This is a genomic window from Qipengyuania sp. L-5Y (genome assembly GCF_056859455.1).
Map to the genome: position 1 here is coordinate 104,226 of NZ_JBSXOM010000032.1, position 23,962 is coordinate 128,187.

The following is a 23,962-nucleotide window of genomic DNA, read 5'->3' on the forward strand; positions in this document are numbered from 1 at the left end:
TGGTAAGGCCGGGGTAAAGCATCAACCCGGGAAGTCGTCCCGCGCGGCGAGCGCCTCTATCTCAGCCAAATCGAGCCGATGGTCTCCGGCCTTTTGAATGACGAAGCGGCCCCGCTCAGCGGGTGGATAGGCCATCACTTGCGCGACCATCTGGGCCAGAGTGCCTCCGCGAAGTCCCTTGCCGCCGTCCAGAATACCCTGGCCGTCTTCAGCGGAATGAATCTCTGCGCGGTCGTCCCACTGCACGCCCTCGCGGTGGGTATCCTCGCCCTTGAATGTACTGGGATGGTCGGTCATCAAAATCTCCTTTCCCGATCAACGAGCAAAGAGCGATGTGGGTCCTCTATTCGAGCAACCCTTCGTGCAATCGAACCACGCGGTCCATCTTCCGGGCCAGGCGTTCGTTATGCGTCGCGATCAGGGCCGCGCTGCCTTCGCCGCGAACGAGCGACAGAAATTCAGCCAAAACCTTGTCCGACGTCTTTTCATCCAGATTGCCGGTTGGCTCATCAGCCAGCACCAGATCCGGCTTGTTCGCAAGACCTCTGGCTACGGCCACGCGCTGCTGCTCCCCGCCCGAAAGCTGGCTGGGGCGATGGTCGAGCCGATGGCCCAGTCCAAGCGCAATCAACAATTGTTCCGAGCGCGCTTCTGCTTCGGCGCGCGGGGTGCCCGCAACCAGCTGCGGCAAGATCACATTTTCGCGCGCATCGAAATCGGGCAGCAAATGGTGGAACTGATAGACGAACCCCAGATGTTCGCGGCGAAGCACGGTGCGCGCGCGCGAATCTGATTTCTCGGCAGATTGACCGCCGATCACGATCTCGCCGCCAAAGCCGCCTTCGAGCAAGCCAACAGCCTGCAACAGGGTCGACTTACCCGAACCCGAAGGGCCGAGAAGGGCTACTATCTCGCCGGGCATAATTGCCAAATCGACCCCGCACAGAACGTCGATCTTTACGCCGCCCTGCTGGAAGCTGCGTGTCAGGCCTTTCAGTTCGACAACTGGTTCCACACCGCGCCTATTCATAACGGAGCACCTGTACCGGATCGGTACTTGCGGCCTTCCATGCAGGGTAAAGGGTAGCAAGGAAGCTGAGCAGAAGCGCGAGCAACACGATCATGCCGACCTCCATACCGTCTATCTTGGAAGGGATTGTCGTCAGAAAACGATACTGCGGGTCCCAGAGGTTCTGCCCGGTCAGCGCGCCGATGACCTCGACGATCTGCTTGCGTCCGGCGAGTATCAGGAAACCGAATGCAAGTCCGGCCAATGTCCCGATGGCACCGATCGTGAAGCCGGTTGTCACGAAAATCTTCATCAGGCTCTGCCTGGTCGCGCCCATGGTGCGCATGATAGCGATGTCCCGGGTCTTTGCGCGAACCAGCATGACGAGGCTGGAAAGAATGTTGAATGCCGCAACCAAGACCATGAAACTCAAGGCGAACGCCATTGCGGCTCGCTCCACCTGCAAGGCCTCGAACAGCGTCGCGTTTATGGTCTTCCAGTCCGATACCACCGCACGTCCCTGGAGCGAACGCTGTACAGGGGCAAGGATTTCGCCGACCTTGTCGGCATCGTTGACGGTGACCTCGATCATCTGAACGGTATCGCCGAGTAGCAGGAGCGTTTGCGCGTCCTGCATCGGCATGACTACAAACGCCCCATCATAGTCGTAAACGCCGACTTCGAAGATTGCCGCGACTTCGTAACCAACCTGTCTGGGCAGTGTGCCAAATGGAGTGGAACGTCCTTGCGGATTGATAACGGTAATGGTGTCGCCGACGCGCGCACCGATATTTTCCGCGAGGCGAATGCCGATGGCGACCTTCCGGGCTCCAGGCGCAAGCTCATCGATATTGCCGCTCACGACCTTGGACGACAGATTGCGGATGTCCTGCGGGGTGTTGCCCCGCACCAGAATCGCCTCAACCCTTCCGTTGAAACTGGTCAAGAGGGGCTGTTCGATAAGAGGCGAGGCGCGAACCACGCCGGGTGTCTGCCGCACTTCCTGAAGGATGTTTTCCCAATCGTCCATGCGCCCGCCGTAGGCCTGAACGATGGCATGGCCATTGAGGCCTACGATCTTGTCCAGCAGTTCTGCGCGAAAGCCGTTCATGACGCTCATCACCACGACCAGCATGGCAACAGACAGCATCACGACGCCGATGGAGATGCTCGCGACAAGCGCAATAAATGCCTCGCCCTTGCCCGGAAGCAAGTAGCGTTTGGCGATGGTCCATTCGAAAGGAGAGAGGATCAAGACGTCCCTTGTCTTTGCCTGCAGGTAACAGGCCTGTAGGCAGACGAACCTTTCCGCGCAATGAAATCATGCGGCGGGACAGGTCAACCGTCGCACTGCCCTTGTAATCGACGCGTAACATCGCCATTGGAGCGCGCATCCCGATCAGCCGCGGCAGACAGGCCTTCCGATGAATATTACCCACCCGTTTCTCGACGAGGATGGCGACAAGCTGCGCGAAGAGTGTGGCGTCTTTGGTGCCATCAATGCGACCGATGCCGCTGCCGCTACCGCGCTCGGCCTGCATGCACTTCAGCACCGTGGTCAGGAAGCTGCTGGCATAACAAGCTTCGACGGCGCCGAATTCTACACGCGCCGCGGCCTCGGCCACGTGGCGGAGAATTTCTCCTCTCAGGAAGCAATCGCCGAATTGCCCGGTACGATGGCCGCAGGGCATGTGCGGTATTCGACGACCGGTGGCTCCGGCCTGCGCAACATTCAGCCGCTGTATGCCGATCTTGCGAGCGGCGGTTTCGCTGTGGCGCATAACGGCAATATTTCCAATGCGGGCATGCTCCGCGAAGATCTCGTCCGGCGTGGGTCGATTTTCCAATCGACCAGCGATACCGAAGTGATCATCCATCTCGTGGCAACCAGTCGTTATCCGACGACGATGGACCGGCTGATCGATGCCCTGCGTCTGCTTGAAGGCGCTTACGCGCTTATCGTTATGACTCCGGAAGGAATGATCGCCTGTCGCGACCCGCTCGGCATCCGTCCTTTGCAGATGGGCCGGATGGGCGATGCGACCGTCTTCGCTTCCGAAACAGTCGCCTTCGACGTCGTCGGTGCGCAATTCGTCCGCCAGGTCGAGCCGGGCGAAGTGATCAAGGTGGGTTTCGATGGCAACGTCGATTCGCTGCATCCCTTTGGCAATTACGCCCCACGGCCCTGCATTTTCGAGCATGTCTACTTCAGCCGTCCGGACTCAGTGTTCGACGGGCGCAGCATCTACGAAGCGCGCAAGGCCATCGGCGCAGAGCTGGCTCGGGAAAAGCCGATCGAAGCTGATCTCGTCATTCCCGTGCCCGACAGCGGCGTTCCGGCAGCCATCGGTTATGCGCAGGAATCTGGAATTCCTTTCGAGCTTGGCATCATCCGTTCGCACTACGTTGGACGCACCTTCATCCAGCCTAGCGACGGCGCCCGCCATGCCGGGGTCAAACGCAAGCACAATGCCAACCGGGCTCTTGTAGAAGGCAAGCGGATCGTGCTCATCGACGACAGCATCGTTCGTGGCACCACCAGCCTGCAGATCGTGGAGATGATGCGCGATGCCGGAGCTACGGAAGTTCACTTCCGCGTGGCCAGCCCGCCGACTGCACACAGCTGCTTCTATGGTGTCGATACGCCTGAACGCAGCAAGTTGCTGGCAGCCCGCATGGATGTCGAACCCATGCGCGAATTTATCAAGGCCGATAGCCTGGCCTTCGTGTCGATCGACGGGCTTTACCGTGCGGTGGGTGAAAAGCCGCGTAATTCCGCCTGCCCGCAATTCTGCGATGCTTGTTTCACGGGCGATTATCCGACCTCGTTGACCGATCTGTCGCGGCGCGAGGATCGACAGCAGCAACTTGCGTTCGCGGCGGAGCAGGTCGCCTGATGACCAAACCGATGGAAAACCGCCTCGCGCTGGTAACGGGGGCCAGCAAAGGCATCGGCGCTGCGACTGCCACTGCACTCGCTTCAGCCGGGGCGCATGTGGTCCTTACGGGACGCGATGTCCGCGCTTTGGAAAAGGTGGAAGACTCAATTCACGAAGCCGGTGGCGCTTCGACAATCGCGCCGGTCGATCTGGCTGAAAGCGACGGAATCGCGCGCCTTGCCTCGGCGATCGGCAGTCGGTGGGATAGGCTCGACTATCTTGTTCTGTCAGCAGCTTATCTGCCAACCCTGACACCGGTTACGCAAATCGATGGGAAGCAGTTGAGCCAGGCGCTGACAGTGAACTTCCTTGCCTCCCAAGCACTACTCGCCAATTTCGATCCGCTGTTGAAGCGCGCCGACGCAGGGCGGGTTATAGGCCTGACAAGCAGCGTCGGTGCATCCCCGCGCGCGTACTGGTCCGCCTACGCATCCACCAAGGCCGCGTTCGACAATCTGCTCGAAAGCTATGCGCAGGAGGTCGAGAAGATTTCGAAGGTACGCGTGGCCATGCTCGATCCTGGCGCGACCCGTACGGAAATGCGCGCGAAGGCTTATCCGGGTGAGGATCCGAAAACGGTAAAGGCGCCCGAAGAGGTTGCAAAGCGCTTGGTCGAGTTACTCGTTAACGATTTCGAGGACTTCCACCGAGAGCGCGTCGAAGGCTGAATTAACCAGCCGTCCTAACGAATTTGCAACCCTGAAACGCGATATTCGATAGTGCGCGTCGCGTATACGCGAGACGTTTCGATTTCGAATTTACCGCGGAAGGGCGAAAGCCATGATCCACCATACACACGACCGCTACTCCTTCGTAGCGCAGGAAGATCGCTGTGCTCCGCGTACGAAGCTCACCATCCCGGGCCAGTTGCGTGCTAGCGGCGGGCGGGCGTTTCAGACCGTTGTGCACGACCTCTCGATTTCGGGGTTTTCGGCGGCAGCACTCAATCGCATGCACGAAGGGCAGCTTTGCTGGCTTACCCTTCCCGGTCTGGAATCGCTGCAGGCGCAGGTTGTCTGGTGGGAGAGCTGCATGGTCGGCTGCGCTTTCAGCGAGCTGCTGAGCCCGATTGTCCATGAGTCCATTCTTGCCCGGTATAGCGGCGACGGAGCTTACCGCTCCTACTGACATTCCGCTGCGAGTATAGGGAGGAGCACGTTGGGCGCCCCATCCGATGATCGGACAGGGATCTATCCGAATGGCGAGCGATGACGGCGCGCCCCGAGGCCACCGTCATCATTCTTCGCCGATCTATTCCTCAAGTGCTTCGGTGATTTTTCCAACCAGCTCCCGAAATCCTTCTCGGTCGGTTCTGCTGGTCGCGGTCTCCCAGTTGCTCACAACCGCAACGACCAGCTTCTCTTTTGGTACGATCGTAATGGCCTGACCAAAAATACCCTGTGCGCCGTAATTGCCGCCTGGATAAGTCCACCACTGATATCCGTAGCCGAAACCTGGAGCTTGGGGACCAAAGTTGACCAGCGGCGATCCGGCGGTGACAAACCAGCCTTCGGGCACCACTCCTTTGCCTCCCTCGAGTGCAAACTGGCCCATTCGCGCATAATCGGCGAGCCGCAACGAAAGGCAACAACCGCCGATATTTCCGCCGGTCAGATCCTGCATCCAGAATAGGCCACCTTCGAAACCGGCCGGCTCAACGATCTTTTCCGCTGCATAGGCCGCGAGGGACTTGCCAGTCGCCTCTTCCACGATCAGCCCAAGAAGGTTGGTTTCGAGGGTCTTGTAGACCCATTTCTCGCCCGCAGGCGCTTCGCGCTGGAGTGTGCGGGCGTAGGTAACAGCCTGCGATTCGCCAGCTACGGGCGTGATGCCGAGCATCTTTGCAACATCGCTATCGGGGTCGCTGTAGTCCTCGTTCCACGCCACCCCCGACGTCATCGTCGCGATCTGGCCGACGGTTACGCCTTCATACGCCGTGCCAGCGAGGGCCGGAATGATCTGGGTAACGGGAGTATCGATGCTTTCGATAAAGCCATCCTTGATCGCCGCCCCAAGCAGAGTCGATGTGAAGCTCTTTGCCACCGAAAAGCTGGTCCAGCGCCCGCTTGGACCGAAACCAAGACCGTAATCTTCGAACACGATCTTTCCATCTTTCAGCACCATAAACCCGGCAGCGTGACTGCTCGTCATATAGGTTCGGATCGAACTCTGAAGCGTGTCCGGCAAGGTCTGTGTCGAACGTGGCAAAGGGCGTGGGACAGATGCCGGAGCAACTTCGAGACCGGGGAAGTGCGCCTCCATGTCGCGAAAGGCTTCGGATCGGCGGTCGTCGCTCCAGAACAGTATGGAATCGCTTGGATCCAGGCTCGCCATATCCTCGGGCGTCGACTGCGTAACTGTTGGCGTTTGTGCTGCCGAGCCAAGCGTATCGGTATTAGTCGAAACGCAGCCGGCCAGCGCCAATGCGGCAGTCGAGATCAAGAGCCGTTTCATTTGTCTTCTCCCTGTTTGACTAGCGTGACCTGGTGCACGTCGATCCCGCCACCGCGAAAACCACCTTCGCAATATTGCAGATAATACCGCCACAGATCGCAGAACCCATCGTCAAACCCCTGCGGCAACCGCCCTTCTGCCTGCGCGGCATCGAAGTTGTGACGCCACGCCTTCAGCGTGTCGGCGTAGTCCAGACCGAAGTCTTTCTGATCCCGCCACGACAAGCCTCGCTGTTCGGCAAGTTGCCGGAACTCGCTGGTTCTGATGAGAAGCCCGCCGGGGAATATATAGGCCTGAATGAAGTCCGCGCTTTTCGCATAATCTTCGAACAGGTCGTCGCGCATCGAAATGTACTGGATGGCCGCCCGGCCACGCGGTTTCAGATTCCGCGCCACGCAATCCATGAATGTGGGCCAGTATTCACGCCCAAGCGCTTCGACCATTTCGACGCTGACGATGGCGTCATATTGCCCGGCGGTATCGCGATAGTCCTGCTTGCGGAAATCCACTGCGACGTCGTGATGGTCGCGCGCCCATGTCAGTTGCTCATCGGACAAACTGATCGCGTTGACAGAAGCGCCTCGAGAGGCAAGATGCGCGGCGAGCGCACCCCATCCACACCCTATCTCAAGCACTTTCGGAGCGTCGTTGATGCGCGACGCCAGTGCATCCCATTTACGCCGCTGCGCCGGTTCAAGCCCGTCGTCGCGCAACTCTAGAGCGGATGAGTAACTCATCGTCGCGTCGAGCCATGCCTGGTAGAAGTCGTTCCCCAGATCGTAATGCGCACTGATGTTTTTCTGCGCGCCTTCATGGGTGTTTCGATTGATCAGATGGGCCAGCTTAAGCGCATGGCGAAAAGGGCCCTTGGCGCGCGCCGTATCGCCCAGACGCCCTGCATGCTGCATGAAAAGCGCGAAGAGCGGAACCGGATCCGGGCTCCACCATTCACCCGCTTCCCAAGCTTGGTACCAGCCGACCGAGCCGTTGCTGGCGAGACGAACGAGAGCGTTCCAGCTGCGCAGCTGGACTTCGCATTCGAAGCCTGGAGCACGGCCGCCGAGTACGCGACTAGTTCCATCCGGCAAAACACCGTAAATTGCACCGGAAATCAGCGCGGCGTCTATCCGGTCCAGGATCTTGCCGAAACCCGGCGCGGTGATCCTGGCAAGCCAACCGGGCTTGCGCGCAAAACGCTGGGATCCGGAGAGCAGCTCGCGGCCGCGCTGGGTTGTCGGCATGTCCATCGCCGGTCCTATGGCGCGTCCGGCCGTCCCGCTCAAGCATCACTTGGCCGCGCGATATGCCTCCAGTGCCCGTTCGCGCGCCTCCTTGTGACCAATCATCTTGGCCGGATAATCTCTGCGCTTTTCATCGGGCGGATCGTGAATACAATCGTCGGACAGGTCGGCCAGTTCGGGCACATACTCGCGGATATAATCTGCAGAGTTGAATTTCTCGCTTTGCGTGAGCGGCGCCATGATCCGCACGAACATATTGCTGTCCACCCCGGTACCGGAAATCCACTGCCAGTTGACGCCGTTGTTGCCGTAATCCGCATCGACGAGGCAGTCCCAGAACCATTGTTCTCCGTACCGCCAATCGATCAGCAGGTGTTTCACCAGAAAGCTTGCCGCGATCATCCGGACACGGTTGTGCATCCAGCCGGTCTGCCAAAGCTGTCGCATGCCGGCATCGACGATCGGATAACCGGTCATGCCCTTCTGCCAGCATTCCAGATCCTCATTGATCAGGTGCCCCGCGTCCGGGTTGCGCCACAATTTCCGCTCGTCGTAATCGCGGTAACTTTCGCGCGGATAGTCGGGGAATTGATCGATCACGTTCTGCGCATAATCGCGCCAGATCAGTTCCTTCGCAAATGTACGCCATCCGTCGGAGCGCTTATCTTTGAGCTTGTGCCACACCTGCGCCGGACTGATCTCGCCCCAGTGAAGGTGCGGCGACAGGCGGGAGGTAATGTCCTGTGAAGGCAGGTTCCGCCCCTCGTCGTAGTCGGCCACTTCGTCGGCCCACCAATCGAGCCGATCGTGCGCTGCGGCCTCTCCAAAATCCCAGAAATCGCTGATCCCGCCCGCCCAGTCTGGCTTTGCGGGCAGCAACTTCCAGTCTTGCAGATCGGCACTGTCCGGCCAGCTATCGGGCGAATGAATCGTGCCTGGTTCCGGCAACGGATCGCGCGGCGGCATGACGTCAAGCATCGCCTTCGAAAAGGGCGTATAGATCTTGTACGGGCTCCCCGAACCGGTTGTCACACTACCAGGGGGAAGAAGATAGTTGCCGTCGTAGAGACAGAGCTTGCAATCGTCTCCTAGCGCATCGCGCAGTTCGTCCTCTGCCTCTTTCCACCAGGGTTCGTAATGGCGCATTGCATGGATGCAGGCCGCGCCCCCTTCGTCGGCCAACGCGGCGAGCACCTGCGGTGCATCACCCCGGCGCAGCACGATGCGCGAACGATGCGCTCCCAAGCTGCGCGCCAAGCTATCGAGCGAGTGATGCAGCCAGACCCTGCTCGCCCCGCCATAGGCATGGTCCCCGGCCCGATCGTCATCCAGAACATAGACCGGGACGACCGGACCGGCCTGGGCGGCGGCGTGGAAAGCGGGCTGATCGGCCAGACGCAAGTCGCGCCGAAGCCACACAATCTGAACAGAACTCATGCCTGCGGAACCCGGATCACGGCGCGCTTGTTCCTGACTGCATGAGCGACATCATTCACGATTCCGAGCATCTGGCCGCCGAAACTGTTGTTCTGCCGGAGCGCGGCTTCACGATCGACCGTGGCAAAGCCTTGTTGGCGGCAGCAATACTGTGGGTCGGTTGGGCGCTCATGGTCTATCTGGTCACACATGCACAAACCGGCGCATTCGATGAGTGGGGCCTTCATCTGTATCGTACCGGCGCCGCACTGGAACCCGTCGGCAGTCCACGCATCCACGAGGCAGTCCGCGACGTGACTTCCCTGGGCGGCATCTTCCTGAGCACTCTGATAGTGATCGGCGCGGTGACGGCATTGCTGTTCCTGAGCTTGCGACGCGAGGCGTTCCTGTTCGCGGCGACCGTCTTTCTTGGCTGGATGCTCAACAATGTCATGAAATGGCTGATCGGGCGGCCACGCCCGGAAATCGTGCCACACCTGACCGAGGCTGGCGGCAACAGTTTCCCGAGCGGGCACAGCTTCGGATCGGCCATGATCTATATCGGTATGGCGCTGGCCTTCGCGTCGCTCAGCAACCGGCATTCGGTGCGCTATACACTGGTTGGCGCCGCGATGATCATATCTGCCATGATCGCCTGGAGCCGCGTGATGCTTGGCGTGCACTATCCGAGCGATGTCGTTGCTGGATGGATGGGCGGTGCTGCCTGGGCGTTCACGGCTGCCGCGCTGCTATATCGTCCGGTACGGGCAGTGGCGGATCACGAGTTGGGGGAGCCGAGCCCCCAAACCGTTCGTTGAAATAGCTGCTGCATACCTCCTGCGGCAGCGGAACGGAAAAGCGACCGGCGGCGCGCGGGTCCGTGAACCTTGCATCACGTAAGGTCAGAGAGCCGTCGCTGCCCTGCTCGATAAAAGGGGCGCGCGACCAGAACAGAAATGCACCGACCTGGCTGTCGGTCTTCGCCAGTTCCGCCAGTTGACAGGACGGAAGGTATACATCACCCAGACGTTCCACCTTCTGGCTGGCGGACGGCCCCGAAAATTGCGGCAGGATTTCATATCTGCCAGTGGGATCGGGAAAGATGATATCCCTTTGCCAGAATGCGAACGGGACCGGTGAAGCGATCGGCTTGCCATAAGCGACGTTGAGATTGCCGAGTTCGCTCATGGAACGCGACGTAGCCCAGTTGCCGCCGATATAGGCCAGTGCGATCACTATCCCCAATTGGGCGGGCCGCATCCAGTTTCCACAGCGCTTCTCACGGCGAAGCGAAAACCACAGGGTGAAGCCCATAAGAGCCCACAACCACACATCGATGATGAACAGCGTATCGCCGTAAAACCAGCGGTGGCTGAAGGGTTCGAGCAGGCGAATGCCGTATGAGTTCAGCCAGTCGAACGCCGGATGCGTCAAGCAACCGATAAGACTGAGCAGATAAAGCCATGTGAAATTCACCGGTCGCCGCGCGGCTGGCCGACTGCCACGCTTTGCCTGCCAGCGATCAAAGCCCCAGAGCAATCCGGCGAGGATAAGTGGCAGAAGTACCAAGGCGGGCGGACCGTGGGTGATACCACGGCGAAAGCCGAGATGTTCGACACCATCGAGCCAGAAAAAACAGGCCGCATCCACATCAGGCAGGTTCGCGCCGATGATCAGTGCGGGCATGGCCAGACCCGTCTTCTTCTTGAGACCTGCCTGACCGAGCAATGCCCCGACCAGGCTGTGCGTCAGATTATCCATCGGCGTTCAGATCAAGATTCGCGGACATTTTCCCGCCACAGGTTGACGGAGTTGACACAGTCCTGATGCAGGAATGCCCCCCACCGAATTTGGACGCACGAGCCCTCCCCTGACGGACATATTCGCCAGAACATGATTGAAAGAAAACCATATCCAAGCGCGTAACTGGTACGCTGCAAGTAGGAAAGATACAAAACGGGGCGACGAAATATCGCCGCCCCGCAGTAAATCGGCTTCGATTCAATATTTACATGCTGGAAGAACCCGGCGTGCGCGAACTGTCCCGGGCAGCCGAGAATTCGCCGTCGCTGAGGTAGCTGTCGCCATCTTCATCGAAGTAGAAGAATGTCTGTCCCGCTTCGTTGATCTGTGCCGTCGTAATGTATGGCTTGGTCTGATCGTCGGAAACAGGGGTATTAGGGTTGGCGGGTACAGCCCAGATCGCATATTCCGCAACCGACAGCTTCCCGTCCGAATTACGGTCAAGATAGGCAAAATCCATTTCCGAGCGCGGCGGTATCGGGTTCACGTTCGCATCATCGCTGGACTGCGACGCGTCCATAGAAGGACTGCTGTCACTTTCGCTCGCGCTGGCCATTTCCGCGTCGCGATTGGCGTCATATTCGTCGCTCACGGCCTGGCGGTCCATGGCATCATATGCAGTCTGCTGATTTTCGGACAGTTCGCCGCCCACTGGCATCGCGTCATCTGCCATCATGCCCGTTTCGGTCGCCATTTCGGGTGTGTCGGTAACGGCCGTCTCATCGGCGTCGTTATCCGCACAGGCGGAAAGGGCCAGGGCAGCACTGGTCAGGGCGAGAATAGTGAGATTTTTCAAAACGTCCTCCTGTTCTAGAGATCGTCGCAAAACGCGACGTCTTCACCTTCCCAACGGGACAGGAGGCTAATCGTTCATATTAAAGCAATATTCTGCCGAAGCGGTTTCAGACCGGGTCCTGAGCCGTGCCGCTCACCGTCCAGGTCTGTCCCTTGCCGAGCAGCTTGGCGAGATTGGCTTCCTTGCCTTCGCTCGCCGCAGCCTTTTCGGCCATAGCGGCAGCTTCGAAGGTTGGACGCGGATCGTCATAAAGCACGCCGAGCGCCATCGGGAATGGACCGAACGGCATTTCGACCAGCATATGCGCGATCGAGCGATTGGTGACATCGTGCACGATCACCTTCGCCGCTTCCCAATCGCCATCAGTCACATCGACCACTTCGAGGCTGAGAGTGTCATGGTTCAGGGCGATGCCCTTGGCGCCGCCTGCGAACAGCATGGGCTGGCCGTTTTCGAGCCAGAGTTGCTGATCTTCTGCGCCCTTGGGTGCAGCGAAGTCGTTGAACACATCCTTGTTGTAGACGATGCAGTTCTGGAAAATCTCGATAAAGGCAGCGCCCTGATGGGCATGGGCCGCCTTTAGCACATCGGGAAGGTTCTTGGACACGTCGAACCCGCGCCCGACGAAGCGCGCACCCGCACCGAGCGCGAAGGCGGCTGGACGGGCGGGATGATCGTAACTGCCGATGGGGGTCGAAGGCGACTTGGTCCCTTCCCGGCTGGTCGGCGAAGCCTGACCCTTGGTAAGACCATAGATTTCGTTATTGAACAGCATGATCTGCATGTTCACGTTTCTGCGAAGAACATGCATCAAGTGATTGCCGCCGATCGACAATCCATCGCCGTCACCGGTCACCAGCCAGATATCGAGATCCGGATTGGCCAGCTTGGCGCCGGTCGCGAAAGCGGGTGCACGGCCGTGGATGGTGTGGAAACCGTAGCTCTCGACGTAATAGGGGAAACGGCTGGAGCAGCCGATGCCGGAAATGAACACGGTGTTCGCCGGATCCGCGCCAAGTTGCGGCAATGTGCGCTGCACGGCCTTGAGGATCGCATAGTCCCCGCAACCCGGGCACCAGCGGACTTCCTGATCGGTTTCCCAGTCCTTGAGCGTGGTTTCGATCTTTACAGGAGCGTTCATTCTGCGCCTCCATCGGGGCTCGGCAACTGGTCGTCATTGACCAGGACCTGACCGCCTTCATTATCCGGAATACCGTCGAAATATTTGCTGATCGCTTCTTCCAGTTCGGCGATCTGGAACGGCTGGCCGCTGGTCTTGGTCAGCGGCGTAGCATCGACAAGGAACTGGTCGCGCAGCACGGTCTTGAACTGGCCGGTGTTCATTTCGGGCACGAGGATGTTGTCGTATTTCCGTAGCAGTTCGCCGGTGTTCGAAGGCATCGGCCAGATGTGGCGGACGTGGATGTGGCTGACGTCCATACCCTTGCGGCGGCAATTGTCGACCGCGCGGCGGATCGGGCCGAAGGTCGAACCCCAGCCGACCACGGCCAGTTTGCCGCCGGCATCGTCGCCGTCCGGGCCGAGAGTGACGTCTTGCGGGGCCAGCTCCTTCGCAATCCCGTCGATCTTGTTCTTGCGCGCATCGGTCATGCGCTGGTGGTTGTCCGGCGAATAATCGATATTGCCGGTCAGTTCGTGCTTCTCGATCCCGCCGATGCGATGCATCAGCCCCGGTGTGCCCGGCTTGACCCAGGGGCGTGCGCCCTTCCCGTCCCGTTTGTAGGGCAGGAAATTCTCGCCGTCGTTGGGCTGATCGAGGAATTCGACCGGGAACGGCGCGAAATCGGCCGGATCAGGCACCTTCCACGGTTCGGCGGCATTGGCGATGTAACCGTCGGTCAGCAGCATAACCGGGGTCATGTACTGCACCGCGATCCGGCAGGCCTCGATCGCGCATTCGAAAGCATCGCCCGGGCTGCTGGCGGCGATCACCGGCATCGGTGCATCGCCATTGCGGCCATAGACCGCCTGATAGAGATCGCTCTGCTCGGTCTTGGTCGGCAGGCCGGTGGACGGGCCGCCGCGCTGCGAATTGACGATGACCAGCGGCAGTTCGGTCATGATGGCAAGGCCCATCGCCTCGCCCTTGAGCGCGATGCCGGGACCTGACGAAGAGGTCACGCCGAGACTGCCAGCATAGCTCGCGCCGATGGCGGCGCAGATCGCGGCGATCTCGTCTTCCGCCTGGAAGGTGGTGACGTCGAATTCCTTGAGCCGTGCCAGATGATGCAGGATCGCAGAAGCAGGGGTGATCGGATAGCCGCCGAAGAACATCGGCAATTCGGCAAGCTGCGCGCCTGCGACGAGGCCGAGGCTGACGGCTTCGGCACCGGTGACGGTCCGGTAGAGACCGGGGTCGCTGGGCACAGGTTCGATATGAAGCTGTTTAAGCGGGCCGGACAGTTCCGCCGTTTCGCCATAGGCATGGCCCGCGTCGAGGGCGGCGATATTGGCGTCGGCAATATCGGGCTTGGACTTGAACTTGCCCCTCAGCCAGTCGTGGATCGGCTCGCGCGGGCGATCGAACATCCACAGCGCAAGGCCGAGCGTCCACATGTTCTTTGACCGCAGCGCATCCTTGTTGCCGAGGCCATAGGGCTTGACCGCCTCGATCGTCTTTTCGCTGATGTCGAAGGCGAGCACGTCGAACTTCGCCAGGCTGCCATCCTCCAGCGGATTGGCATCGTATTTCGCCTTGTCGAGGTTGCGCTTGGTAAAGGCACCGGTGTCGGCAATAACCAGCCCACCGGGCTTGAGCGCTGCGAGGTTCACCTTGAGCGCGGCGGGGTTCATCGCGACCAGCACATCGGGCGCATCGCCCGCAGTGTTAATTTCGCGGCTGCCGAAATTGATCTGGAATGCCGAAACCCCGAACAGCGTCCCTTGAGGAGCGCGGATTTCTGCCGGAAAATCGGGAAAGGTTGCCAAATCGTTGCCGGCCAGCGCAGTCGACAGAGTGAACTGCCCGCCGGTCAGCTGCATGCCATCGCCAGAGTCGCCGGCGAAGCGCACGACAACGCTTTCGGGGTTTGCGGGGAGGCCGTCCTGGGTCAGGTCGGCGTCATTCGGGGCGACTGTCGCCATCCGGATCTTCCTTGTCTGCACCGCCAGTTTGCGGTGCCGTTTCTTCTGGGATGCGCCACCTAGGCCCCACCCCATCCTCTCGCAATGAAGTTTCTCTGCTAGGCCAAAAAAGACGCATGGAAAAGCGCTGTGAACAGGCTAAGTCCCGAAACGCAACGCAAGTGGGAGAGATACCGATGGCCGATACCGAACATTATGTCCGCGACGATGTGCGCGGGTTCCTCGACATGCTCGAACAGATGGGCGGAAAGGGCGTGGAAGAAGTCGGTGCCGACGAAGGCCGTGCCCAGATGCGCGCCATGAGCGCAGTAGCCGAAGCAGAACCGCGCGCGATGGCGGTCCAGAAGGATCTGACCTGCCCCGGACCTGCCGGCCCGGTTCCCATTCGTTTCTACGACGTGAAGGCCGAACGAGGCCCCAGCCCTTGCGTGATTTTCATCCACGGTGGCGGCTTCGTGATCGGCGATCTGGACGTCTACAACGCGCTGTGCACCGAGATTTCGCATCATCTCGACCTGCCGGTGGTATCGGTCGATTATCGCCTTGCACCCGAACATGCCTTCCCCGCTGCGCCCGACGATTGCGAAGCGGTAGCACGCTGGGTCGCATCATCGCCGGACGAGCTGGAGCGCGAAATTACCGGGCTGATCATTACCGGCGACAGCGCGGGCGGCAACCTGACGATCGTCACCACCAACCAGCTTATGCGCGATCCCGCAGCTGTTCCGGTGATCGTCCAGGCACCGATATATCCGGTGGCAAGCGACGTATCGAAGCATAAGAGCTTCTCGCTGTTTGCTGATGGCTTTCTTCTGACAGGCGCGGCGATGGCGTGGTTCACCGACCAGTACAAAGGCGATGCGAACGACCCGCGTCACACCCCCATGGTAGGCGACTGTTCCAATACACCGCCGACGGTTCTGTGTACCGCGGGGCTCGATCCGCTGCGTGATTCCGGCCGGGAATACGCCGCACACCTGGTGCAACTCGGCACGGAAGTGGTCTTTCTCGAGTTCCCCGGCATGATCCATGGCTTTACGACGCTGCGAAAAGCGATACCGAGCGGCCAGACCGATCTCGAGGCCTTCCTCGATGCCGTGAAATTGATGGTGGAGCGTTACAGGTGAGCGAACTCGGGTACCGACCCTGCGTGGGGGTGATGCTGGTGAATGGCGATGGCAAGGTGTTCGTCGGCCGCCGCATCGACAACAAGGAAGGCGACTGGTGGCAAATGCCCCAGGGCGGCGTCGATGAGGGCGAAGACCTGAAGGATGCCGCCTTGCGCGAGCTGGGTGAAGAAACCGGCGCCAGGCCCGAGCACGTTACGATCCTGAAGGCGATGGATGAACCGATACGCTACGATCTGCCGGAAGAACTGATCGGCAAGCTGTGGGGCGGGAAATATCGCGGGCAGGAACAGGTCTGGTATTTCGCCCGCTTCACCGGCGCGGACGAAGATATCGACCTGGAAGCGCACGATCCGCCCGAATTCTGTGACTGGAAATGGGTCGAACCCGAGCAGCTCCCGGAGCTGATCGTTCCGTTCAAGAAACGCGTCTACCGCACCGTGGTCGATGCCTTTCGCGAGCTGGTCTAGCTCAGTTCTGCTGCGTCGCCCCGTCTTCGGGCAGCACTACTTCGGCCGTCTGAACGCGCTTGGGCGGACCGGCGGCGATGCTGGCGGAAAGCTGTTCGGTTTCGGCGCAGTTCTGGCCGCACATCGATTGGAGCTTGGCCAGATTGCCCTTGGCCTTTTCGACCGCGCCCTTTTCAACCATCGCCTCGCCTTCGCCCGCAAGGGCAGCGAGATTGCGCGGATCACGGTCTAGCGCTTCGCGGTAATAACGGATTGCCTTCCCCTGCAACTGGTCCGCACGCGCGGCTTCGGCGAGATGGAGGAGGATCGGCGTGTAACCGGGATCGACGGCGAGCGCGGCTTCATACGCATCGATCGCGCCCTGCACATCGTTCTGCGCGAGAGCTGCTTCCCCTTCCGCGATAAGCACCGCGGCGCGCTGAGCCGGTTCGCGTTGATCTGCCCAACCCACGCTCGAAGTTGCGGCGAGGGCCAGCGAAAGGGCAGCGGCGGCGGGTGCGAAACGCATGAGAGTCTCCAGCGGGGTATTCCGTCCAATGGGCGGCGTATCAGCCATAATCGGTATGGCTAACATGTTCATTCTGCACAGGCGATGAAAAAACCGTCGGTGCCATCATGAAACGGAGAGAGGCGTATTCCTTTCCCGCGGGGACGACCAAGAGGAAGGGGCAGCTCTTTCGCCCGAAGTTCGGAGTGGCGGCCAAGGAAGGCATCGAACTGCCCCGCCCCCTCTTCGTCCAGGAGGGAGCAAGTGACATACACGATCCGACCGCCAGGCTTGACGAGTTTCACCGCCAAATCGAGCAGGTAGGACTGGATGTCGGTAAGGCGGGCCAGTTCCTTTTCGTCGAGACGCCAGCGGGCTTCGGGATTGCGCCGCCAGGTGCCGGTGCCCGAGCACGGCGCATCGATCAGGACCGCGTCCGCCTGCCCTGTGAAATCTGCAAGAGCATCAAGTTCCTGCGCCGGATTTAGCAGGATCATCTGAATGTTCGTCGCCCCGGCCCGCTCGGCGCGCGGGGCAAGGCGAAACAGGCGATTGCGGTCCGTATCCGAGGCGATGAGACGGCCCAGATTATCCATCGCGGCAGCAAGAGCGAGCGTTTTGCCGCCGCCGCCAGCGCAAAGATCAATTACGGTTTCGCCCGGCTGCGCCGCGACTGCCATGCAGGCGAGTTGCGAACCCGTATCCTGTACTTCGATCGCACCATCGCGAAATGCCGACCATTGTTCCACCTGGGTACCCGGTTCCACCCGCAACCCGTTCGGCGCCGCGGTGGTACTGGCAGGTTCCGGAAGCTCCAGAGTGGCGCGGTCGGCCTTGAGCGTATTGACCCTCAGATCGAGAGGCGCGCGTTCGAGTAGAGCCTCTGTTTCCTGACCTGTCACATCGGATGCAGCCAAACGCTGTTCGAGCCATTCGGGGGCAACCCCGCCCGCGGCGGCGCTTTCCCCGTCGCGAATGGCCGCGGGCCCGTAGTTCGATCCGTCGAATAGAGCCGGAATGTTCTCATCCACCTCGCCGAGGCGCAGCATAGCGGATCGCCCGCTTACCGGCATCGGGCCACAGGCGCGGATAGCGGCAAACACCAGTTCACGGATGGCACGGCGATCTTTCGATCCGGCGAACCGATTGTTGCGGAACCATTCCGCAAGGATGCGATCGGCCGGCGCGCCTTTGCTGCGCGCGGCTTCGATGATGCTGTCGAGCAACTCGATCGAAGTCTGAACCCGTGCGGCGGGGGTCATGGCCTATCGCGTCGGATAGTTCGGCGCTTCCCGAGTGATCGCCACGTCGTGGACATGGCTCTCGGTCAGGCCCGCATTGGTAATGCGCACGAATTTTGCATTCTTGCGCAAGTCCTCAATAGAAGCGCTGCCGGTATACCCCATGGCCGCCTTTATTCCGCCGACGAGCTGGTGGATCACAGCACTTGCGGGGCCCTTGTAGGGCACCTGGCCTTCGATCCCTTCGGGTACCAACTTCTGCTGGCTGACGTCCGCCTGAAAATAGCGATCGGCGCTGCCACGCGCCATCGCACCGACGCTGCCCATGCCGCGATAGCTCTTGTAGCTGCGCCCCTGATAAATGAAGGTTTCGCCCGGGGCCTCTTCGGTTCCGGCGAGCATCGATCCGACCATGATAGTCGAAGCACCTGCGGCAAGCGCTTTCGCTGCATCGCCGCTGGTGCGCAGACCACCATCGGCAATGGCAGGCACACCGAGCTTTTCTGCTTCTTCCACGCAATCCATGATCGCGGTCAGCTGGGGTACGCCAACACCGGCCACGACGCGCGTGGTGCAGATGGAGCCGGGGCCGATGCCCACTTTCACGGCATCGGCACCTGCGCCGGCAAGCACCTTGGCCGCTTCGCCCGTGGCAATATTGCCGGCAATGACCTGAACGCTGTTGGAGAGCTTCTTCACACGCTCGACCGAACGAGCGACATCGCGGTTATGGCCGTGGGCCGTGTCGATGACGACAACGTCCACTTCGGCATCGATCAGCGCTTCGGTGCGTTCGAAACCCTTGTCGCCAACAGTGGTGGCTGCCGCAACGCGCAGGCGCCCGGTCGCATCCTTGGTTGCATCGGGATAGGCCACGGCCTTCTCGATATCCTTGACTGTGATCAGACCAACGCAGCGCCCGTTATCGTCCACAACCAGCAGCTTTTCGATGCGCCGTTGGTGAAGCAGCTTGCGCGCTTCTTCCTGGCTGGTGCCGAGCGGCACGGTAGCGAGGTTTTCGGTAGTCATCAGTTCGCTGACAGGCTGGCGCGGATTTTCCGCGAAACGAACGTCGCGATTGGTCAGTATTCCGACCAGCTTGCCGCTGCGATCCGTGACAGGGATCCCGCTGATGCGATGCTTGGCCATGATTTCCTGAGCCTGCCCCAGCGTTGCATCCGGGTGGATCGTGATGGGATTGACCACCATGCCGCTTTCATACCGCTTTACAGCGCGAACAGCGGCGGCCTGTTCATCGACCTCGAGATTGCGGTGAAGAACGCCGATCCCACCCAATTGCGCCATGGCGATGGCCATGTCGGCTTCCGTCACCGTGTCCATCGCGGACGAGATGACGGGGATATTCAATGCGATTTCGCGCGTCAGCCACGTGGTCGTATTGGCCATGGATGGCAGGATCTCACTCTCCGCCGGTACAAGAAGTACGTCGTCGAAAGTAAGACCGAGGGGAATGTCGAGATGTGCCACGTAGAGAATCGCCTGCCGGAGGAAATGTGGCGGCCCATGTAACGACGGTTTGTTGCGGGCGCTAGTGGCTCAGGCCGAGTGGCTCCCTGCCGAGCTGCTACGGCGATGCCAGTACAGGCGCCCCAGCACCAGCAAAGCTCCGACAGGGAATAGAAACCGGATCAACACTGGTTCCCAGCTTCCGTCACCAGTCGAGAAGGACACGGTCGGCAATGCGATTCCGAAGAACCAGTACACTTCCTCTGGCGTCGACCAGACCGTTACCGCACCTCCAACCCCGACGAAGGCGAGAACCATCCACAACGGCTTCAGTGCGAGCCCGGGTTCGCGCAGCGCCAGCACCATTGCAGTCAGGCTGACCAGGAGGCACGCGAAAGCCGCGGCGAGGAAAGCGGTGAGTGACAAAGACACGATCTGTCAGTCCGCCGTCCAGCCGCCATCCACGCTCCAGTTGGCGCCGTTTACATTCTGCGCCTCGTCACGGCACAGAAACACAGCCATCGCGCCGATTTCCGCCGGTTGAACGAATTTCTTCGTCGGCTGTTTGGCGAGGAGCACCTCGTTCATAACCTGCTCGCGTGTCATGCCGCGCGCCTTCATCGTGTCCGGAATCTGGTTCTCGACGAGCGGTGTCCAAACATAGCCGGGGCTGATGCAATTGGCCGTCACGCCGTGCTCCGCCACTTCCAGCGCTACCGTCTTGGTCAGGCCGTCCAGCCCGTGCTTGGCTGAAATATAGGCGCTCTTGAACGGGCTTGCGACCTTGGAATGGGCGCTCGCCGTGTTGATGATACGGCCCCAGCGCTTCGCCTTCATCCCCGGGATTGCGAGGCGCGTGGTATGGAACGCGGCGGTCAGGTTCAGCGCGATGATCGTATCCCACTTTTCGACCGGGAAATCTTCCACCGGTGCAACATGCTGCATACCGGCATTGTTCACGAGGATGTCGACCCCGCCCGCTTCTTCCATCATCGCTTCGATCTGCGATACATCGGTCAGATCGGCCCCGCTGTGAGTTGCGCCCAGCTCGTCGCACAGTTTCGCGATCTCGCTATCGTCCCCGAAGCCGTTGAGTACGACGCTTGCGCCTTCGGCTGCGAGCGCCCGTGCAATCGCGAGGCCGATGCCGCTGGTCGACCCGGTGACGAGTGCGCGCTTACCATCGAGAAACATTTGAACCTCCGGCCGTTATAGGGAATATCGATTCAGGCCATCGCGCACATAGTGAGCGCTGTAAAGCCGACAGCACAGGGGGAACGGATGCGGCTCAATCCTTTCGATACCGGCAATATCAATGTCCGATCGAGCGGCGGAGGCGTGCCCGGCGGCAAGGCGGGCGGTATCGGTTGCGGCACTATTATCATCGCGGCGCTGGGCTATTTCGTTTTCGGACTGGACCCGATGCAGACTGCAGGAATGGTCGAGAGCGTGCAGCAAGGCCAGCAGCAGGCTGGGCCGGCCAATACCAATGAGCAGGAAGTCTGCACCAGCAGCGAGTATGCGACCGAAGCGTGCAATGCCCTGACATCGCTCAACACGACGTGGTCCCAGACCTTCCGTGATCAAGGATACGATTTCCAAGAGCCTACGCTCGACCTGTTCGGCGGCGGCGGCGTCCGTACGAAAGGATGCGGAAATGCATCTTCGGCAGTCGGCCCGTTCTATTGCCCGGCAGACCAGACAATCTATATCGATACGAGTTTCTACGACACGCTGGAACGGCAGTTGGGCGCTGGCGGGGATTTTGCCCGCTATTACGTTCTCGCCCACGAATACGGCCACCATATCCAGACGATAACGGGCATTTCCGACCAAATGCGCAGCCTTCAGCAGCAGAACCCGCGCCGGGCGAACCAGCTTCAGGTGCTGATGGAATTGCAGGCAGATTGTTACGCGGGTGTATGGGCCGGGAAGAATCGCGATCTGATCGAACCGGGCGATATCGAAGAAGGCATGAACGCTGCGGCCGCGATCGGCGACGATCGGCTGACGGGCGGACGGGTCTCGTCTGAAAATTTCACCCACGGCACCAGCAAGCAACGCAGCGACGCGCTGCGCATGGGTCTGCAAGGTGATGACCGGGCCTGCGATCGCATCACGAACGTAGGCTGACCTCACTTCGAAAGTCAAAAAGGGCGCGGCACAATGACCGCGCCCTTCGTATACGCGCCTGTGGGGACCTAGCGCGAAAGTTCGGAAATTTCGGCGTCGAGTTCACGCAGCGCTTCTGCGCGCTGACGATCGGAAAGGTTGCGCTCGATGGCGAGTGCCTGCCGAGCAGCCTTCAGCGCCTTGAGTGCGATGCGATCGCCATATTCTTCGCAAACATACATGGTGGTGCGGCCCTGAGCGTCGGTGACCGATGTAACCGGCGCATCGTAACCGCGGCACTGGTTCACGACGCGCGGCGCCGAAGCACGGGCACGCGCAGCTACTGCGCGAGCCTGCACGCCTGCCGCGGTGGCCGATGCCATTGCGACCCGCATTTCGGAATTGACGCGCGCTTCTGCTGCCCGCTCGCGAGCAAGCTCTGCGGCCTCTATCCGAAGTTCGCGCTGCTCGCTCAGGCGCTCCTGCAGCTCGCTGTTCCGCTCTGCACGGTCTGCTTCCAGTTCGGCCATTCGCGCTTCATGTTCTGCCATGGCTGCCTGGTGATCGTCGCCCGCGGTCATTTCGGACCATTCACTATCGCCGTAACGCACAGTCCGCCGCTCGGTCACATTGCCGTTGTCATCCACGCGCTCAATGCGGACCGTGCGATCGCCAGATTCGGCTGCCGCAACCTCTTGCGGCGGCAGAGGCGCCGAAGGTGCAGCTGGCGAAAGCGGAGAAGCGGGAATCTGCGATTTGGTGGAGGGCGCAGCAATGGCTTCGGAATAGTAGACGCTGGCAGTCATTGGCAAAGCGACCAGAGCAGCCGCGACCGTGCCGCGTGCCACCAGGCGGCGCCGGCGCGAATGGTCCGTCATCGGCAGACTACGCAGGCGATGAATGATCGATTTGTCGCCGAGCACCGGACAGGCCATCGGCGCAGCCAGAGCTGGTCGCGGGGCAGGCCCGGAGCGGCGGGCATAGTCGGCGATGACCGACGCGTAGGCCGCCCGTTCGTCACGGCTGCGACTGGCGACTACGCGGGCGTCGCAGAACGCTTCCTGGTCCCGGCGCATGGCCGTCCAGCCCATCCAGCCGAGCGGATTGAACCAGTGCATGGCAAACAGGGGCTGGATCAGCATGTTTGCAAGTATGTCGTGTCCGCGATGGTGGGCCACTTCATGCGTGATAGCGAGATCGCGGACCTGCCGTTCGCGGCTGACCATGAAGCCGTCGGGAAGCGCTACGACCTTGTCTAGCACGCCGAAAGCCATGGGACCTGAAATCGCAGGCGTTTCGATGAGGCGGATATTGCCCAACTCACCCACCGGCCGCGCATCCACGAGCAGTTCCCGGCGCAATTCGCCATAGAGCCAGAAGCGACGGCCCATGAAGATCGCCGCGCCGACCAGCCAAACTATCACCAACGGAACCACGAAATCGATGGGAGAGCTCGCCGGCATCGGCATCGCCGGCGCGACGAATTCGGTGTAGGAAAAGCCGACGTCCGCACCGGGTGCAGAAACCAGCCCCGACCGGACAGGCTCTATCAGTGCCTCGCTCTCGGACGAGGCAGGCCGCATCCATGCCGGAAGGGTCACGGGTGGAAATAGCAGCCGCGCGAGTGGCAGAAACCAAAGGGCGTAGGCCGCGCCCGCGCCAAGGTGCTTTGCCACGGGGCGGCGCAAAAGCAGCGCCAGTGCGATGAGACCACCGGTCCATAACAGCGTATCGAAAAGGAACAGTTCCCAATAATCGCGAACAAGTTCGGTCATTTGCGCATCTCCCTCAAGAGCGCCTCGATTTCGGCAAGATCGTCATCGGTCAGCGCTTCGCTTTCCGCAAGTTGCGCAAACAGTGGAGCTGCACGGCCACCGAATAGTCGATCGACAAGGCGACGGCTTTCGCCTCCGACGTAATCGGAGCGTTCGATCAGCGGGCGATATAGAAATTTGCGTCCGTCGGGTTCGGTGCCGACAGCCTCTTTCTGAACCAGGCGACTAAGTAAAGTTTTTACCGTAGCGATCGACCAGTCGCGTTCATCACAAATGACATCGCAGACGTCGGTCGCGGACACGGGGTTCTTGTCCCACAACACTTCCATAATGGCGTGCTCGGCATCGCTGATCCGCTCACCGGTATCCTTGCGCCTGGACATTGCCTGCTCCCATTAGTCTAACTGTAGTCCCAAAGTATGTACCGCCTTCGATTACGTATGTAAACACTCGATTGCGTGTGATCATCGGTCTGGAACCACCTTCCCCGCGGTGCGCTGGGGAGGATACTCGACCAATA

At 60.5% G+C, this 23,962-nt stretch carries 24 protein-coding genes; 7 read left to right on the forward strand and 17 right to left on the reverse strand.

The window, feature by feature from the left end; all coding sequences use genetic code 11:
- Positions 1-21 precede the first annotated feature (21 nt).
- The 3 genes from AC13F2_RS14120 to AC13F2_RS14130 are packed head-to-tail and all read right to left on the reverse strand — an operon-like array spanning position 22 to position 2,264.
- Positions 22-297, reverse strand: a complete 276-nt coding sequence (locus AC13F2_RS14120; protein WP_196846024.1) for a hypothetical protein — start codon at positions 295-297, stop codon at positions 22-24.
- Positions 298-343: 46 nt separating this feature from the next.
- Entirely contained in the window at positions 344-1,030 is a 687-nt protein-coding gene (locus AC13F2_RS14125; RefSeq protein WP_482965577.1) for an ABC transporter ATP-binding protein, read from the reverse strand.
- Positions 1,023-2,264, reverse strand: a complete 1,242-nt coding sequence (locus AC13F2_RS14130) for a lipoprotein-releasing ABC transporter permease subunit (protein WP_103023708.1) — start codon at positions 2,262-2,264, stop codon at positions 1,023-1,025. The genes AC13F2_RS14125 and AC13F2_RS14130 overlap by 8 nt, the downstream gene beginning before the upstream one ends.
- Positions 2,265-2,433: 169 nt before the next feature.
- Between AC13F2_RS14130 and purF the strand changes: the two genes are divergently transcribed.
- From purF to AC13F2_RS14145, 3 genes are all read left to right on the forward strand, one after another.
- Entirely contained in the window at positions 2,434-3,906 is a 1,473-nt protein-coding gene (gene purF / locus AC13F2_RS14135) for an amidophosphoribosyltransferase (protein ID WP_482965578.1), read from the forward strand.
- Positions 3,906-4,616, forward strand: coding sequence for an SDR family NAD(P)-dependent oxidoreductase (locus AC13F2_RS14140; protein ID WP_482965579.1), 711 nt, complete (start codon positions 3,906-3,908; stop codon positions 4,614-4,616). The genes purF and AC13F2_RS14140 overlap by 1 nt, the downstream gene beginning before the upstream one ends.
- 112 nt (positions 4,617-4,728) lie before the next feature.
- Positions 4,729-5,076: a PilZ domain-containing protein gene (locus tag AC13F2_RS14145; RefSeq protein ID WP_221598312.1), complete on the forward strand. Its 348-nt coding sequence runs from the start codon at positions 4,729-4,731 to the stop codon at positions 5,074-5,076.
- Between the two features lie 123 nt (positions 5,077-5,199).
- Here the strand turns inward: AC13F2_RS14145 and AC13F2_RS14150 are convergent, their stop codons facing one another.
- From AC13F2_RS14150 to AC13F2_RS14160, 3 genes are read right to left on the reverse strand one after another with little or no spacing between them, the layout of a single operon-like run.
- A complete protein-coding gene (locus tag AC13F2_RS14150) occupies positions 5,200-6,402 on the reverse strand; it encodes a serine hydrolase domain-containing protein (protein ID WP_397490927.1) in 1,203 nt (400 codons plus the stop codon).
- Positions 6,399-7,649 carry a class I SAM-dependent methyltransferase gene (locus AC13F2_RS14155; protein ID WP_482965580.1) on the reverse strand — a complete coding sequence of 417 codons (1,251 nt, stop codon included), beginning with the start codon at positions 7,647-7,649 and terminating at the stop codon, positions 6,399-6,401. The genes AC13F2_RS14150 and AC13F2_RS14155 overlap by 4 nt, the downstream gene beginning before the upstream one ends.
- Before the next feature lie 39 nt (positions 7,650-7,688).
- Positions 7,689-9,080: a cryptochrome/photolyase family protein gene (locus AC13F2_RS14160; RefSeq protein WP_482965581.1), complete on the reverse strand. Its 1,392-nt coding sequence runs from the start codon at positions 9,078-9,080 to the stop codon at positions 7,689-7,691.
- Positions 9,081-9,121: 41 nt separating this feature from the next.
- Here AC13F2_RS14160 and AC13F2_RS14165 point away from each other — a divergent pair, with 41 nt between their 5' ends.
- On the forward strand, positions 9,122-9,877 hold the full coding sequence (locus AC13F2_RS14165) for a phosphatase PAP2 family protein (RefSeq protein WP_196846018.1): 756 nt from the start codon (positions 9,122-9,124) through the stop codon (positions 9,875-9,877).
- Here the strand turns inward: AC13F2_RS14165 and AC13F2_RS14170 are convergent.
- The 4 genes from AC13F2_RS14170 to AC13F2_RS14185 all read right to left on the reverse strand — a co-directional run bounded on the left by AC13F2_RS14170 (position 9,792) and on the right by AC13F2_RS14185 (position 14,763).
- Positions 9,792-10,820: a metal-dependent hydrolase gene (locus AC13F2_RS14170; RefSeq protein WP_482965582.1), complete on the reverse strand. Its 1,029-nt coding sequence runs from the start codon at positions 10,818-10,820 to the stop codon at positions 9,792-9,794. The two genes, AC13F2_RS14165 and AC13F2_RS14170, sit on opposite strands and share 86 nt — an antisense overlap.
- A gap of 247 nt (positions 10,821-11,067) precedes the next feature.
- Entirely contained in the window at positions 11,068-11,658 is a 591-nt protein-coding gene (locus tag AC13F2_RS14175; RefSeq protein ID WP_482965583.1) for a hypothetical protein, read from the reverse strand.
- A 106-nt stretch (positions 11,659-11,764) separates the two neighbouring features.
- Entirely contained in the window at positions 11,765-12,799 is a 1,035-nt protein-coding gene (locus AC13F2_RS14180) for a 2-oxoacid:ferredoxin oxidoreductase subunit beta (protein WP_221598305.1), read from the reverse strand.
- A complete protein-coding gene (locus AC13F2_RS14185) occupies positions 12,796-14,763 on the reverse strand; it encodes a 2-oxoacid:acceptor oxidoreductase subunit alpha (protein WP_482965584.1) in 1,968 nt (655 codons plus the stop codon). The genes AC13F2_RS14180 and AC13F2_RS14185 overlap by 4 nt, the downstream gene beginning before the upstream one ends.
- Positions 14,764-14,939: 176 nt before the next feature.
- Between AC13F2_RS14185 and AC13F2_RS14190 the strand changes: the two genes are divergently transcribed.
- Together AC13F2_RS14190 and AC13F2_RS14195 are read left to right on the forward strand one after the other, a co-directional pair.
- Positions 14,940-15,890 carry an alpha/beta hydrolase gene (locus AC13F2_RS14190; protein ID WP_482965585.1) on the forward strand — a complete coding sequence of 317 codons (951 nt, stop codon included), beginning with the start codon at positions 14,940-14,942 and terminating at the stop codon, positions 15,888-15,890.
- Positions 15,887-16,360: an RNA pyrophosphohydrolase gene (locus AC13F2_RS14195; protein WP_301642989.1), complete on the forward strand. Its 474-nt coding sequence runs from the start codon at positions 15,887-15,889 to the stop codon at positions 16,358-16,360. Before AC13F2_RS14190 ends, AC13F2_RS14195 begins: the two co-directional genes overlap by 4 nt.
- A gap of 1 nt (position 16,361) precedes the next feature.
- On the opposite strand, the gene AC13F2_RS14200 is transcribed toward AC13F2_RS14195, so the two are convergent.
- From AC13F2_RS14200 to AC13F2_RS14220, 5 genes are all read right to left on the reverse strand, one after another.
- On the reverse strand, positions 16,362-16,868 hold the full coding sequence (locus AC13F2_RS14200) for a tetratricopeptide repeat protein (protein ID WP_196846012.1): 507 nt from the start codon (positions 16,866-16,868) through the stop codon (positions 16,362-16,364).
- 68 nt (positions 16,869-16,936) lie between these two features.
- On the reverse strand, positions 16,937-18,109 hold the full coding sequence (locus tag AC13F2_RS14205) for an RsmB/NOP family class I SAM-dependent RNA methyltransferase (RefSeq protein WP_482965586.1): 1,173 nt from the start codon (positions 18,107-18,109) through the stop codon (positions 16,937-16,939).
- Between the two features lie 3 nt (positions 18,110-18,112).
- Positions 18,113-19,576, reverse strand: coding sequence for an IMP dehydrogenase (gene guaB, locus AC13F2_RS14210; RefSeq protein WP_103023693.1), 1,464 nt, complete (start codon positions 19,574-19,576; stop codon positions 18,113-18,115).
- Positions 19,577-19,645: 69 nt separating this feature from the next.
- Positions 19,646-19,987 (reverse strand): hypothetical protein, encoded by a 342-nt coding sequence (locus AC13F2_RS14215; RefSeq protein ID WP_482965587.1) that lies wholly within the window; start codon positions 19,985-19,987, stop codon positions 19,646-19,648.
- A gap of 6 nt (positions 19,988-19,993) precedes the next feature.
- On the reverse strand, positions 19,994-20,749 hold the full coding sequence (locus tag AC13F2_RS14220) for a 3-hydroxybutyrate dehydrogenase (protein ID WP_301642993.1): 756 nt from the start codon (positions 20,747-20,749) through the stop codon (positions 19,994-19,996).
- Between the two features lie 87 nt (positions 20,750-20,836).
- Between AC13F2_RS14220 and ypfJ the strand changes: the two genes are divergently transcribed.
- The gene (ypfJ, locus tag AC13F2_RS14225; RefSeq protein WP_482965588.1) at positions 20,837-21,688 is read left to right on the forward strand and encodes a KPN_02809 family neutral zinc metallopeptidase; all 852 of its coding nucleotides are present in this window, start codon (positions 20,837-20,839) and stop codon (positions 21,686-21,688) included.
- Positions 21,689-21,756: 68 nt separating this feature from the next.
- Here the strand turns inward: ypfJ and AC13F2_RS14230 are convergent, their stop codons facing one another.
- Entirely contained in the window at positions 21,757-23,442 is a 1,686-nt protein-coding gene (locus AC13F2_RS14230; protein ID WP_482965589.1) for a M56 family metallopeptidase, read from the reverse strand.
- Positions 23,439-23,825, reverse strand: a complete 387-nt coding sequence (locus AC13F2_RS14235) for a BlaI/MecI/CopY family transcriptional regulator (RefSeq protein ID WP_482965590.1) — start codon at positions 23,823-23,825, stop codon at positions 23,439-23,441. Before AC13F2_RS14235 ends, AC13F2_RS14230 begins: the two co-directional genes overlap by 4 nt.
- Positions 23,826-23,962 lie beyond the last annotated feature (137 nt).